The sequence below is a fragment of the Krasilnikoviella flava genome, assembly GCF_900167525.1.
In the GTDB taxonomy this organism is placed as follows: domain Bacteria; phylum Actinomycetota; class Actinomycetes; order Actinomycetales; family Cellulomonadaceae; genus Isoptericola; species Isoptericola flavus.
Map to the genome: position 1 here is coordinate 821,348 of NZ_FUZQ01000001.1, position 13,617 is coordinate 834,964.

Below are 13,617 nucleotides of genomic sequence, written 5' to 3' on the forward strand. Positions count from 1 at the left end.
CCGGATGGCAGGTGGCGGGCGGCGTCGCCGCGGTCGGCCTCGCGGGCCTCGGCTACGCCCACCTGGAGACCAAGCTCTTCACGGTGCGCCGGATCACGGTGCCCGTGCTGCCGGCAGGTGAGCCGGACCTGCGCGTGCTGCACGTGTCCGACCTGCACCTCACGCCGTCGCAGGGCCGCAAGATCGCGTGGGTACGGTCGCTGGCCGCGCTGGAGCCGCACCTGGTGGTGAACACGGGTGACAATCTGGCCCACCACGACGCGCTCGGTCCGCTTCTGCACGCGCTCACCCCCCTGCTCACGACGGCGCCCGGCGCGTTCGTCATGGGCTCGAACGACTACTACGCGCCCGTGCCGAAGAACCCGGCGCGCTACCTGCGCCGCGACACCCGCGTCGTGCACACGCGGCCGGCCGAGCTGCCGTCCGACGAGCTCGCCGGCGCGATGGTCGCCGCCGGCTGGCGGGACCTCACCAACCGTCGCGACACGGTCGAGGCGGACGGCCGCCTGCTGTCGCTGGTGGGCGTCGACGACCCGCACCTGGACCGCGACGAGTTCCCCCCCTCGTCGCCGGGCCCGGACACCGACGCGGTGCTGCACCTGGGCGTCACGCACGCCCCGTACCGGCGCGTGCTGGACCGGATGCACGCCGACGGCGCGGACGTCGTCCTCGCCGGCCACACGCACGGCGGGCAGCTGCGACTGCCGGGGTACGGCGCGCTCGTCACCAACTGCGACATCGACCGCCGGCGGGCCAGCGGCCTGCACGGCTGGCCAGGCCCACGGCCGGACGAGACCGGCGGGAACGGCTCCACGTGGCTCCACGTCTCCGCGGGCGCGGGCACGTCTCCGTACGCGCCCGTGCGCTTCGCGTGCCGCCCCGAGGCGACCTTGCTCACGTTCACCGCCCGGTAGACGGATCTCGTTTTCGTCCAGGCCGGATCGTCGGCTATTCTAGGCAGGCTTCCACAGGAGAACGGTGTTCTCCGTGCGTGGGGGCAAGTCCTTCGGGGTGTGGCGCAGCTTGGTAGCGCGCTTCGTTCGGGACGAAGAGGTCGCAGGTTCAAATCCTGTCACCCCGACCAGCCGAGAGGCCCTCTGAACAGCGGAAACGCTGGGCAGGGGGCCTCTTGCATGCGCTACGTCCGGTCCTGGGGGCCTGCCGCGGGTCGACGGATCAACCTACGAAGAGGTCCCAGGTTCCTGACATCGATCGTCCTGGCCGCCCCCGGCCCCCTCCCCCGGGAAAGCCGCCGTCATTGGCGACGGGCGGCGGTCAGACGTCATCGGCTGGGGGCGCCACAGCCCAGTCCGCGAGGTCCGTCACGGCGGGCTCCGGCCCGGGGACGCCCGAGGGCAATGGCTCGAGCAGCACGCTCAGCCGGAACTGCGACGCCTGGGGGCCCGTGACGACGAGCTTGCTGACGCCGGTGTTCGGCGTCTGGCCGTCCGGGTTCGGCGACGTCGGCAGCGGCACGGCGTCCATCACCGAGAACCGGGCGCCGTCCGGCGCGTCCAGCAGGGCGGCACGCAGCTGCCGACCGTCGAGCGAGAGCATGGCCGACCGGCCGTTCGCCTCCACGTCGACGGCGGCCGTCGTGTGCATGAACCACCACGCCTCGACCGGAGCGGACGCGGTGAACTCGTCCTGGACGACGAACCGGCTCCGGCCGTCGATCAGCGCCACCCCGCGGCGCCAGCTCGTCACTCCCTGGGCCGCGTAGGCCTCCGACAGGTCGGCGACGGCGAAGCTCGCGGCAGGGCCGGACCCGGTCGCCACCAGGTCTCCCTTCGCGTCGACGGCCTGGCCGGGCGTCGCGTCGGGATTGATGACGAGGGTGTTCTGCCCCTCGGGACGCTTGCGGTAGTAAGTCCAGCGCCGCCCGTCCGGGCCGGCCGACCAGTACCCAGGCAGGGCGTAGCTCTCCGACCCGAGCTCCGTGGCCCAGCGAACACCGAGCGCGTCGATCACGAACGTGCCCAGGTCGAGGTCACCGTGGCTGGCCGCGTTGTCCCCCGCCTTGAACCCGAAGAAGTTCGCGGTCGGCCTGTTCCACGCGCTGCGCGACAGGAAGGCGGAGACTGCGCGGAACTCGCGGTCCAGAGGCAGGTCGGCCTCGTCCGGGGGCACGGCGTCGATCAGCCCCTGCCACATCAGGTGCAACGGGGGAAGCGGGCGCGACGGCCGTGGGGCTCCCTGCTCGGCCCACCATGCGTGCACGGGCTCGCCGTAGTGCGCGGCGAGCCAGTGCGCGGCAGTACCCCCGGGGTGCCCGCTGATCGAGGCGTCGGAGTAGTTGAACTGCTGGCCGGCAGGGCCGGTCATGTAGATCGCGAAGTCGACCGTGCGGTCGAGCCCCGAGGTCTCCGCGATGCCGAAGTCGTCACCGATGGCTGTCTCGAGCGATGCCATCGTCGGGACCAGGAACCGCGTCGCGTAGCCCCAGTACGTGACACCCTCGGGGAACCCGCCGTCAGGCCCGTACTCCGCGAGCGCCACGGGGAGCGAGCCGATCGCGTGATGCATGGCCTCGTTCGCGACCTCCGGCACCTCGTCGCCGATGGCGAGCGCCGCCATGATCGTGCCGCCGTTGCAGACGATGTTCCAGTTGTTCGAGCTCGTGGTCCACCTCGCGCCGGACTCGTGCTGCGCGATCGCGGGCTCGAGCCCGAGCGTGACGATCGCGTCCCGCACGACCTGGCGCTGCGCGTCGTCGAGGTACTCGTGCAGCCAGTCGTAGCCCACCGCGAAGGCGTGCAGGAGCTCCGCGACGGACAGGAAGCTCTCCGGGTTCCAGTCCGGGAACGCGGCGACGGCCGCCATCTCCTCGGCGGCGCGTCCCGCGTACCGCTCGTCCTCCGCGAGCCGGTACGCCATAGCCAGCACGTAGAGGCGACGCTGGACCTCCCGGGTCACGACAAGCAGCGTGCGCCCGTCCGGCAGCTCGTACCGGGAGACCGGCATGGCGAGCAGCGCGTCCGCGTGCGCCAGGAGCTCGTCGTACAGCTCTGCGGTGAGGTCGTGGCTCGTGATGCGGTAGGCGATCCCGGCGAGCGCCGCGTCGTCGACCATGAGGCGCGGGTGGTTCGGTCTGAGGAGCGCCGCGATGTCCGCGGGCGTTGTCGGAGAGGGCAGGTCGACAGCGGTGTCACGTGAGGTCATCCATGCTCCTGTGGAGTTGACGGTTCTGCGTCGCCGGTCAGTCCGAGGGCCCGTGGCTCGAGCCGTTCCCGCCGCCGGGAACCTGGGGACGGGTGCGCCCGCGCTCGCAGGACCGGGCGACCGTGAGGTCGTCGAACGTGCTCTGCGTGGTTGCGGTGAGCCCGACGCCCCCGCTTCGCACGACGGTGTCGCGGCCCTCCAGGATCTGTACCCCGTTCAGCGTCGCGGTGATGCGGTCGCCCTGAACGGCCGCGCCCAGCCGGACGGGACCGTCGAGGGGGTCGCTGAGGGCGACCGTGTCCACCGTGACCGGGCCCGACCGGTCGGCCTCGCGGACGATGCTCGCGTACGAGGTTCCCTGGTTCGTCCTGCCGACGTGGACGCGATACCCATAGGAGTCCGTGGTGTCGCGCAACGAGACACCCGCGTTGCCGACGCCGTGGATCGTGACCGTGGTCTCCGCGACGAAGTCGCACTGTTCGGAGAACCGGGCCGGCAGCGTCGATTCGGCGAGCACGTGCGCGCGGGCGTCAACGGGCGTGAGGGTCAGTCGACCGGAGCTCACGGAGGCCTGGCCCCGGATGGCGCGCCAACTCGTCTGATCGAGTGCCTCTGTGACGGTGATGTCGTCGAAGGTCGCGGCCCGCCGGTGCGTGTAGACCGCGACCCCGCCGGTCGGCAGCTGGCTGTCGGTGGCGGAGATCGACGTGTCGCCGACGGCGGCGACCAGCTCGCGCCCGACCGCGGAGACGGTCAGCGTGTGCGCTGCGTTGGCGTTCAGCTCCAGCTCGGTCTCCGCAAGGAGCGTCGACGTCCCGTTGTAGACCTTCACGAGCTGCAGCGTCGCACCGGTCGACGAGTTGAGGACGTTGGCCCGGTAGTAGTTGCGGGAATCGTGGTAGCGGAACGCCAGGCCGGTCCGGGCGGTGATCTGGTGCGCCTTCCCGGGATCGATGTCCGCGGACACGATCACGTCGTCCGGCACGCTCTGCAGCATGGCGAACGACTGCACGTCCGCGCTCGAGGTCTGCGCCAGCGTGCCGTTCGACGGGTCACCGCCGAGCGCCCAGGCGCCCAGCACCGGCGTCCAGCCCTCGAGCCCACCGTAGAAGCCGTAGACGCTGCGGCCCAGGCTCGCGTCCTCGAACTCCTCGTCGAGCACCGGCGTGGGCGCGAAGGCCGGCTCGACCGACACGGTGACGAGGTCACCGGCACGAGTGAAGGCGGTCGGCGTGCCGTTCACCTTCACCGCCTTCGCCTTCGGAGCGCGGATCGTGAGCGTGCCGGTGAACGGGTCGCCGAGCGAGATCCGGGCGGTCGCGCCCCGCAGCTCCACGCTGACGTCGGACACCGTTCCGGACGCGTCGACGACCGTGTCCCCGTCGTCCACCAACGACGTCCCCCGGGTCAGCGCGTACCGCGAGAGCCCGCCGCCCGTGGAACGCTCGAGGTACGCGGTCTCGGCGTCGGTCGCGGCGACCCCGAACTCCCGCGACGACGGCGTCGCCTCTCGCGAGAGGTAGAAGCGGCCGGTCGCGTCCGGCAGGTCGATCTCCATCGCGGTCGCCACGGAGTGATCCACCCCGGGCAGCTCGATGCGCGTCGACGTCACAGCAGGCGCTCGGCCGGCCTCGCCGGGAAAGACGACGGTGTCGAGCCCCGTGTCACCGGTGGCGGACCAGTCGTACGACAGGAAGTCGACGTCCGTGCGCACCTCCTCGCCCACGCGCACGGCGCCGTCCTCGTGGACGCTGGCCGTAACGTCGACGCCGGCCGGGGCCACGGGAACGAGCTGCACCCCGGCCGTCGACGTGGCGCCGGGGACGGCGTCGAACCCGACCGTGGCGACGCCCGTGGCCTGGTCGACGGTGACCGGATCGCCAGGGAAGTGCCACAGCTGCCGGTAGTCGTGCCCGGCGGTGTCACCGGTGAGGTCGTCGGAGACCACCCAGAAGCCGGGCTTGACGAAGTAGACGACCCGGTCGTGCGCGACCGGCCGGTAGCCCATCGCCTGACCGCGATAGACGTCGAGACCCGCGCTCGACCGCCAGAGCGACATCGCGCGCGTGACTCCGGCGGCCTGCGCCTTTCCGTCGACCTCGATCGTGTTGTGCGCCTCGGTCGTCCTGCGCATCCAGTCGTTCGTCGGGGTCGCGCTGTAGTCGCCCACCCCGGAGTCGACGATCAGCGGACGGCCGTACGCCGACATCACCAGGCTGAGGTCGTCCGGATGCCGGTGCGAGGCGGTGTAGCTGGAGTTGTGGTTGTTGATCAGCATGTACTGCGCGTCGGCGTCCCACCCCGAGCGCTGAACGGCGAAGCTGATCGGATACAGGGTGGACCCCAGCGTCGGGGGCGTGCCCTCCGTGCGCCCGGAGGCGACCCAGGTGAAGTCGGACCACGAGTGGCGCTCACCGGCCGCCCGGATGGCGTTCCTGCCCGCGTCGACGTTCGGTGTGTCGCCGATCAGCGCGGCCTCGAGATCCGGCTTCCGCGTCGCGAACAGCACGTCCGCGATCCAGTCCGCCGATTGGATGATCGCGTCGGGAAGGTTCCGCCCGTTGGCATCGGCGACGCGGATCATGGTGTTGATCAGGTCCGCCACGTAGGCCTGGTAGTTGAACGTCGGCTCGCGGTACACGCCGTCGCTCTGCATGTACGCGCGCAGGAACCGCTCGACGGACCGCACCGCGAACGACTCCCAGCCGAGGGACGACCTGAACTCGGGCAGGTACACCGCCGCGGAGTAGATCGATCGAGCCATCGACATGTACCAGTTGTTCCCGACATGTATCTGCAGCACCTGCGTGAGGAGGTCGGTCGTCTCGTGCACGCCGGACAGGTACGCCACCAGGTCGCCGGCCTCGGTGGTCGGCTCCGTCCGGAACACGGAGAACGCGCTGACGAGCTGGGCCAGCCGCTTGCCGGCCGACAGGTTGCGAACCTGCGGCCAGCTGGGGTTGTCCGCGAAGAAGTCCAGCGAGATGTCCATCCACGCCCTCGCATAGGCTGCGCGCTTCCCCGGGTCGCTCTCCTTCAGGTAGGCGTTCGTCAGCGTCGACATAAACGTGAGGTCGCTCATGAGGACCTGCGCGCTGCCCGGGGCGCTCTCCGTCCCACCCCAGAGGTCCTGCCAGTCGACATCGATCCTCTGCGCGGCGTCGTCGTAGAAGTCACGGGTTTCGGCGCCGAACCGGAAGATCCCGGCCGCGAGCTCGTCGGCGGTGGCGTCGTGCGCTCCCCCGTCTCCCGCTGTCGGGTACTCGACGCCCGTGCGACCCGAGTAGTACGCCTTGAGCTCCTCGGCGGCGCCCGCCTCGTCGCCGGCCGCGAGCTCCGCCGCGACGTCGGCGAGCTCCGGACGCGCCAAGTCGAGCAGCTCGCCGAGATCCGACATGTCCGACGCGGCGGCTGTCACCGGCGACAGACCCGTCGCCACCACCGCGAGCGCGACTGCAGCGGCGGACATCGCATGGGCACGACGGCGGAATCTCCGCCGGGACAAGCTCCGTTCCATCTCCGTGACTCCTCTTCGGTGAAGGTGTTCGACCAGTGCCTCGACGGCGGCGCGAGCGTCGTCGCCTCAGCCGTCGAGCTGAGCCCAGGCCTCCTCGTACTCGGCCTTGATCTTGTTGCCGACGGCGGACATGTAGGACTCGACCGCGGCTGCCCAGTCGGCGACCGGCTGGTTCCCGAGGAGGATCTCCTGCTCGGTCGCGGTCAGCGCCTGCAGTGCGCTCGCCCCCTCGCTGGCGGCGGCCTCGGAGTAGAGCCCCTCCGTCGGGTTGGGCACGGTGAGCTCCAGACCGGCCTCCTGGTGGTCGAACTGGTCCCGTACGGCCCGTTCGTTCTGCGACTCGAAGATCACCGGAGAGTTCTCGGTGATGTACCGCACGGGCAACGTCGCCTGGTTGACGCCCTCGGGCGTGAGCACCGGGTCCGGGCCGTCGAGGGTGAAGGTCTCGCCCTCCTTGCCGAACCGGCGGGTGATGTACTCGGTGCTGCCGAACGGCGCGGCCAGCCAGTCGAGCACCCGCAGGATCTCGGCGAGACGCTCCGGGTCGTCCTGCGCGGCGACGGCCGAGAAGTGCGAGGCCGCCGGGCCGGCGGTGCGCACCATCGTCCCGCCCTCCTCCCGTGCGGGAGAGAGCATGCCCGTGAGGCGGAACCCGTCGATGCCGGCCCCCTGCAGATAGAACTTGGGCCATCCTGCGTAGTTGCCGATCTGGAACGCGGTCGTGCCCGCCATCATCCACTCGTTGCGCTGGGTGTTCTGGGCGGCGTTGCCGTCGGGGTGCACGACACCCAGGTCGTTGAGGGCGACCGCGTCCGCCAGCGCCTGCTCGTATCCCGGCAGCCTGCCGTTGAAGGTGAAGACGCCGGCGTCGTCGACCGACCAGGTGTTCGCGACGCCGTTCGTCTCGAGCAGCACGGTCAGGGGCGTCTGACCGAAGGCCCAGCGGCCCTCGCGTTCGTCCGTCAGCGCCTTCGCCATCTCGGTGAACTCCTCGAGCGACCCCGGCTGCAAGGACAGCCCCGCTCGCTCGAGGATGTCCGCGCGGGTGTACAGCACGGTGCCGATCAGCGAGCGCGGAACCGGCACGCCCCAGATCCGGCCGTCATAGACCGTGCTCCGCCAGGAGGGCGTCGGCAGTGCGGCGAGGTGGGGGTAGTCCAGCACGGCGTCACCCGAGAGGAGCTCGGTGAGGTCGGAGAACTTCGCCGCCAGCATCTTCGGCATCTGCTGCTGCTGGCCCTTGACCGCCACCACGTCGGGCAGGTCGTTGCCGGCGATCGTGGTCGCGAACCGGGCGTCGTACTCCGCCGCGGGGGTGTACTCCAGGTCCAGGTCGGTACCCAGCGCCTCGTTGATGCTCTGCCACAGCGCGTTGTTGCTCATCTCGGGGGCGACAGGGTCATAGGTGAAGGTCAGCGCCCGGATCGGACCGCCGGATGCCGGAACCCTGCTGGTCACCGCCGTGGGCGGGTCCGGATAGGTGAAGTAGCCCGGGGACACGCCCGGGTTGCCCGAGGTGAGGTCGGGCGGGAACGTGTCGAAGGGCTGGTACGTCGGCAGCAGCGCAGCACCACCGCCACCGGTGGCTGCCGGACGAGGCGGCGAGCCACCCGGCGTGGGTGAGCAGGCCGCCACCAGGCCCATCGCCCCCAGGGTGCCGGTGATGCCCAGGAAACGACGACGAGAGACAGTGCCAGTCATGAGGAACCTTCCGCAACATCGAGGACGGGGAGACGGAACCGGTGATCAGCCCTTGACGGCGCCGATCATGAGGCCCTTGGTGAAGTGCTTCTGGAGGAACGGGTAGACGAGCAGGATGGGGATGATCGAGAGGACGAGGACCGCCATCTGGATGGACAGCTGCGGCGGCAGGCTCTCGGACCCTGCGGAGATCTCGTCGACACCCATCGGCGTCTCGTTGACCACGTAGGTCCGCAGGACGAGCTGCAGCGGCCATTTCTCCGGCGAGCTGATGTACAGCAGGCCGTTGAAGAACGCGTTCCAGTAGCCGACGGCGTAGAACAGCCCGACGACGGCGATCACGGCCCTGGACAGGGGCAGCACGATGCGCGCGAGGATCGTCAGGTCGTTCGCGCCGTCGACGCGGGCGCTCTCCAGGAGCTCGCCTGGGATATCGAGGAAGAACTCCCGCATGACGATGACGTTGAAGGCGTTGATGAGCACCGGGAGGATCAGCGCGAGCAGGTTGTCGAGCAGACCGAGCTGCTTGACCACGAGGTACATCGGGATCATGCCGGGGCTGAACAGCATCGTGAAGAGCACCGCCAGCAGGATCGGGTGCGAGCCGAGCGACCCGGGCCGTGACAGCGAGTACGCGAGCGCGACCGTGCACGCCAACGACAGCAGCGTGCCGACGGCCGTCACGAGGATGCTGATCACCAGTGCGCGGGTGACCACGCCGCCGGACAGGATCGCCTGGTAGGAGGCGAACGTCGGGTCGCGGACGAGCAGCACGAAGCCGCCGTTGGCGGTCACCTCCTCCTGCGTCGCGAGCGAGGTCGAGACGACGGCCAGGAAGGGGAGGATGACGGCGGCACAGCCGATCGCCAGGATCAGGCCGCGCAAGGCCGTGATCACCGGGTGGGGTCGCCCCATCCAGGCCGGACGGCCGCCCGGCGTCGAGGGCCGCGCCTTCCGCGGTCTGTTCGCGAGCCCCAAGGGAGAGGTCGTGGTCACTTGTGATACACCCCCCGCTCGCCGAACCTGTGCGCGAGCTTGTTTGCGCCGAGTACCAGGAGCACCGAGATGACGCCCTTCGTCAGGCCGACGGCGGCAGCCTGGCCCCAGTTGCCGCCGACGATTCCGTGGTTGTAGACGTAGGTGTCGAGCACCTCGCTCGCCGTCACGCCGACCGCGCCCTGCTGCAGGATGATCTGCTCGAAGCCGACGGTGAGGGCGTCCCCGAGCCGAAGGATCAGCAGCAGGACGAACACCGAGCGGATCGCCGGGAGCGTCACGTGCCACAGCCGCCGCGCGGCGCCGGCTCCGTCCATCGCGGCCGCCTCGTACAGCGAGGTGTCGACCCGGGAGATGGCTGCCAGGAAGATGATCGTGCCCCACCCGGTGTCCTTCCAGATCACCTGGCTGGAGATCAGGACCTCGAACAGCTCCGGCACGCCGATGATGGAGAAGGTCGGCAGGTCGTGCCCTCGAAGGAACGTGTTCACCATCCCCGCGTTCCCGAGGATCTGCTGGAACAGCGCGACCACGATCACCCAGGACAGGAAGTGCGGCAGGTAGAGGATCGACTGCACGGTCCGCTTGAGCCGCTCGGAGATGACCTCGTTCAGGAGCAGGGCCAGCGCGAGCGGCAACGGGAACACAAACAGGACCTGGATCAGCGTGATGATCAACGTGTTCGTCAACGCGTTCACGAACAGCGGGTCGCCGGAGAAGATCACCCGGAAGTTCTCCCAGCCGACCCAGGGGCTCTCGGCGATCGTCAGGAACGGGAGATATTCCTTGAACGCGACGACGTTGCCCAGCAGCGGGACGTAGTGGAACAGCAGCACCACCACCAGGCCCGGGGCGGCCAGCAGCAGCAGGAGCCGGTCGCGCCGCCATCGGGCGAGGGTCTGGCGGGAGAGTCGCGGCGGGCGAGTGGTCGCGCCCGGCGACGGGTCCTTCTGCGCGGACGTCCGTCGCGGCCGGTCAACGAGCTGGGACAAGGTCTGCCTCCTGGGCCCGTGACGTGTACTCGGATGCCCCCTCGCCGAACAGGACGGTGCGGGCCACCTCCTTCAGGCGGCCGACGGCAGCGGCGTTCATGGCCGACGACGTCGCTCGGGACGCCGCCTCGTCCGACAGCAGCGCCTCGACGGCCGCGGCCGCGCCGTCCGGGCCGCCCGGCTCGACCTCCACGACGACGTCCGCCCCTCCGAGATCGGCGTGCATCTGCCCCTTGATGGTCTCGGTGGGCTGACGCACGTAGATCGTCGGCGTGCCATGGACGGACGCGAGGATCGGCGAGTGGCACTCCATGCTCACGACGGCGCGGGCGCGGGCGTACACGGAGCTCGCCTCCTCGAGCGTCCAGTACCGGTCGAGGACCAGGACCCGGTCCCGGACGTCGGCCGGGATGCGCGGCAGCAGCTCGTCGCGTGCCAGCTCCACCGCGTAGCTCATCTCCGGCACGACGACGGCCGGCTGGCCCGTCGAGCGGACCCAGGTGGCGATCGCGGCCGTCAGGGTGTCGAGGTCGAACCCGACGGTGCCGGCGTTGATCGCGTACAGGCGGTCGAACTCCCGGGTGCGTTCCGTGCCGTAGATGTCGGGGTACGGCGTGTAGCGCAGCCGGGGCACGAAGCACCCGAACTCCCCCGCCGCCAGCCCCAGCGATCCCAGGACGACGTCGCCCGCGGTGTCGTCGCGGTAGCGATAGGCGAACGTGCCGTCGGGACCGAACTCCAGCACCTGGGGGCCGGCCCCCTGGGCACGCAGGAACTCGAGGCTGATCGAGTCCCGTGCGAACAGGAACTCGGCGTCGTCGATGATCGCGCGGGCGTCGTCCTCGAGGAACGTCGCCGGAAGCGCCCGCGTCATGACGCGCAACCGCTCGAGCGAGCCCCATGCGCGCGGGAACAGCGGGTCGACCGTGACGCCGGCGTAGCCGTACGGGCGGTCGCTCTGCTCGCGCCATGCTGCCAGCTCCGGCACGAGCGAGGCGCTCGCCGCCGAGCCGTGCACGAGGACGTCCGCGGAGTCCCACACCGTGGCGAGCTCCAGCGTCGTCGGCACACCGGCCTCGTCCAACCCGCCCCGCACGATCGTGACGGTCGGGACCGCCCGGCGGATCATCGCCTCCTCGCGCTCGCCGAGGCGCATCGGCCACAGCGTGATGCGGGCATCTGGCTCGGAGTCGAGCAGGGCAGTGATGAGGCCGGGCGAGTGGGCGACGTCGCCGATGTTCGCGTTCGCCCAGGACGAGCGCAGGAGCACGGAGCGGGGCGGGCTGGTCGTGGAGGTCAACGTTGTCCTTCCGTAGCGCGGCGTCTTCACCGCGATCCCGCGGCGCCCCTCGCTGGACGTCGCTGACGTTTCGTTGCGTCACGGTAGCGAGTGACGCATCGTCACGTCAATGGTTCGTCACCTCGTCATGACGGGGACGAATGCGTCGGGTGCGCTACCAGGGGCGCGGCGAAACCTGCAACGGCGCCGTGCTCTCGCGCGTGATCAGCACCGGTGCCGGCTCGTCGACGAGGCCGAACCGTGTCGGCGAGCCTTCCAGGATCGCCGCGATCGACTCGACGGCGCGCGCGCCGAGCTCGGCCATCGGCATGCGCACGGTCGTGAGCGCGGGGCGGACGTCACCGGCGATGTCCGCGTCGTGGATCGCGATCACGGACAGGTCGCCCGGGATCGAGATACCTGCCTCGTGAGCCGCCGCGTGGATGCCGATGCCCGAGAGCACGTTGTCGACCACGAGCGCCGTCGGCCGGCGGCCGGAGTCGATGACCTCCCGGAGAGCCGCAGCGCCCGACTGGGACCCGTAACCGGTCGGGATGGCGTCGCGCGCCTCGAGGCCGGCGTCGAGCATCGCGTCGGCGTAGCCCCGGTGTCGCTCCAGCGACGGGACCCACCGCTCGCCGCCCACGTACTCGATGTCCCGGTGACCGAGGCCGAGCAGGTGCTGCGTCGCCACCCGGCCCGCCGCGGCATCGTCGATCGCGAGCCATCGCCCGTCCAGGCCGTGGCGTCCCTCGATCAGGATCACCGGGGTCGGTCGGGCTCGCAGGTGGGCCAGCACCTCGTCGTCGATGAGGCCCTCGCTCCGCAAGATGATGCCGTCGATCGAACCCTGCCCCAGGAGGTGCGCGAGGAAGTGGCTGCCGGAGCGCATCCAGCGCGCGTCGCCCAGCACGACCGCCCACCCGTGCGACTCCGCGGCGTCGTAGATACCGTGAAACATGTCGCGGTAGATCGGGTTCTCGAGCTTCTCGACGACGACGGCGATCGTCCCGGAGCGCTGACGGCGCAGAGCCCGTGCGGCATTGTTCGGGACGTACCCCAGCTCCTCGATGACGGCCTCGACCCGAGCACGCGTGTCGTCGCTCATCCGCGTGTGCTCGGTGCCGTTGACGACAGCGGACACCACGGAAACCGAGACTCCGGCGCGGCGCGCGATCTCCTTCTGGGTACCCATCCGCGACATCGTACCGACGTAACGTCAAGTCAGGCAGGACGGGCGAAGTCCGATGCTCCCGGTCGCGTCGTGGCCGGTCAGCGCCTGGTCTCGTACCGGGTCAGGAGCACGCCACCGGGGAACGTCCGGGTCTCCACCAGGTCCAGGTTCACCCAGCGGTCCAGGGCCGGGAAGAACGGCTTGCCACTGCCCACCAAGGTCGGTGCCGTGACCAGCGTGTACTCGTCGACCAGCCCGGCCCGGACGGCAGCCCCGGCGAGTGTGGCGCCGCCGATGTCCAGGGGTTCGCCGTCCTCGGCCTTGAGCCGGGTGATCTCGGCGACCGCGTCGCCGGTGAACACGCGCGCGTTCCAGTCGACCGTGCTGCTCGTCGAGGAGAACACCACCTTCGGCACGTCCCGCCAGCGTCGGGCGAACTCGATGTGCGCCGGGGTGGCGCCGGGCTGTTGATCGGCGGTCGGCCAGTGGGAGCTCATGTTCTCCCACAGCCTGCGTCCGTACAGCGCCAGGCCTGTCGCGCCGACCCGGTCGGACCAGAACTGGAACAGCTCGTCGCTGGGGACGCCCCACCCGAGGTCGTCCCCGGGCGCGGCGACGTAGCCGTCCACGCTCACGTTCATGGCGAAGGTGAGTCTGCGCATGGCGTCTGCCTCTCGCGAGTCGTTTCGGGGTCAGACCAGCACGGCGCGGAGAAATCATCGGGCGGACGACGGCGAGACGGTCGCCAGCAACGGGGAACTGTGGCACCGTCGGCCACGGCAGCCCTCGTCCCCGC

General features: G+C 70.4%; 9 protein-coding genes and 1 tRNA gene. 2 read left to right on the plus strand and 8 right to left on the minus strand.

Annotation, left to right across the window (positions count from 1 at the left end; genetic code table 11):
* Nucleotides 1–11 precede the first annotated feature (11 nt).
* Nucleotides 12–914 (plus strand): metallophosphoesterase, encoded by a 903-nt coding sequence (locus B5Y66_RS03525; protein ID WP_245806895.1) that lies wholly within the window; start codon nucleotides 12–14, stop codon nucleotides 912–914.
* A gap of 93 nt (nucleotides 915–1,007) precedes the next feature.
* A tRNA-Pro gene (locus B5Y66_RS03530) sits at nucleotides 1,008–1,084 on the plus strand.
* Between the two features lie 191 nt (nucleotides 1,085–1,275).
* Here the strand turns inward: B5Y66_RS03530 and B5Y66_RS03535 are convergent.
* The 8 genes from B5Y66_RS03535 to B5Y66_RS03570 form a co-directional block, all read right to left on the minus strand.
* A complete protein-coding gene (locus B5Y66_RS03535) occupies nucleotides 1,276–3,162 on the minus strand; it encodes a heparinase II/III domain-containing protein (RefSeq protein WP_139820691.1) in 1,887 nt (628 codons plus the stop codon).
* A 37-nt stretch (nucleotides 3,163–3,199) separates the two neighbouring features.
* Nucleotides 3,200–6,631 carry an alginate lyase family protein gene (locus B5Y66_RS03540; RefSeq protein WP_176168762.1) on the minus strand — a complete coding sequence of 1,144 codons (3,432 nt, stop codon included), beginning with the start codon at nucleotides 6,629–6,631 and terminating at the stop codon, nucleotides 3,200–3,202.
* Nucleotides 6,632–6,745: 114 nt separating this feature from the next.
* Nucleotides 6,746–8,380, minus strand: a complete 1,635-nt coding sequence (locus B5Y66_RS03545; protein ID WP_079571010.1) for a type 2 periplasmic-binding domain-containing protein — start codon at nucleotides 8,378–8,380, stop codon at nucleotides 6,746–6,748.
* 45 nt (nucleotides 8,381–8,425) lie between these two features.
* Nucleotides 8,426–9,265, minus strand: coding sequence for a carbohydrate ABC transporter permease (locus tag B5Y66_RS03550; RefSeq protein ID WP_245806896.1), 840 nt, complete (start codon nucleotides 9,263–9,265; stop codon nucleotides 8,426–8,428).
* A 107-nt stretch (nucleotides 9,266–9,372) separates the two neighbouring features.
* The gene (locus B5Y66_RS03555) at nucleotides 9,373–10,368 is read right to left on the minus strand and encodes an ABC transporter permease (protein WP_079571016.1); all 996 of its coding nucleotides are present in this window, start codon (nucleotides 10,366–10,368) and stop codon (nucleotides 9,373–9,375) included.
* Nucleotides 10,352–11,668: a polysaccharide pyruvyl transferase family protein gene (locus tag B5Y66_RS03560; protein WP_139820692.1), complete on the minus strand. Its 1,317-nt coding sequence runs from the start codon at nucleotides 11,666–11,668 to the stop codon at nucleotides 10,352–10,354. The genes B5Y66_RS03555 and B5Y66_RS03560 overlap by 17 nt, the downstream gene beginning before the upstream one ends.
* A gap of 154 nt (nucleotides 11,669–11,822) precedes the next feature.
* Nucleotides 11,823–12,842 carry a LacI family DNA-binding transcriptional regulator gene (locus B5Y66_RS03565; RefSeq protein ID WP_176168763.1) on the minus strand — a complete coding sequence of 340 codons (1,020 nt, stop codon included), beginning with the start codon at nucleotides 12,840–12,842 and terminating at the stop codon, nucleotides 11,823–11,825.
* Between the two features lie 77 nt (nucleotides 12,843–12,919).
* On the minus strand, nucleotides 12,920–13,483 hold the full coding sequence (locus B5Y66_RS03570; protein ID WP_079571026.1) for a dihydrofolate reductase family protein: 564 nt from the start codon (nucleotides 13,481–13,483) through the stop codon (nucleotides 12,920–12,922).
* Between the last annotated feature and the right edge of the window lie 134 nt (nucleotides 13,484–13,617).

Excerpts from the sequence above, each read along its gene's own strand:
- B5Y66_RS03535 (WP_139820691.1), bottom strand. The coding sequence starts at position 3,162 with ATGACCTCACGTGACACCGCTGTCGACCTGCCCTCTCCGACAACGCCC.
- B5Y66_RS03540 (WP_176168762.1), bottom strand. The coding sequence starts at position 6,631 with ATGTCCGCCGCTGCAGTCGCGCTCGCGGTGGTGGCGACGGGTCTGTCG.
- B5Y66_RS03545 (WP_079571010.1), bottom strand. The coding sequence starts at position 8,380 with ATGACTGGCACTGTCTCTCGTCGTCGTTTCCTGGGCATCACCGGCACC.
- B5Y66_RS03565 (WP_176168763.1), bottom strand. The coding sequence starts at position 12,842 with ATGGGTACCCAGAAGGAGATCGCGCGCCGCGCCGGAGTCTCGGTTTCC.
- B5Y66_RS03570 (WP_079571026.1), bottom strand. The coding sequence starts at position 13,483 with ATGCGCAGACTCACCTTCGCCATGAACGTGAGCGTGGACGGCTACGTC.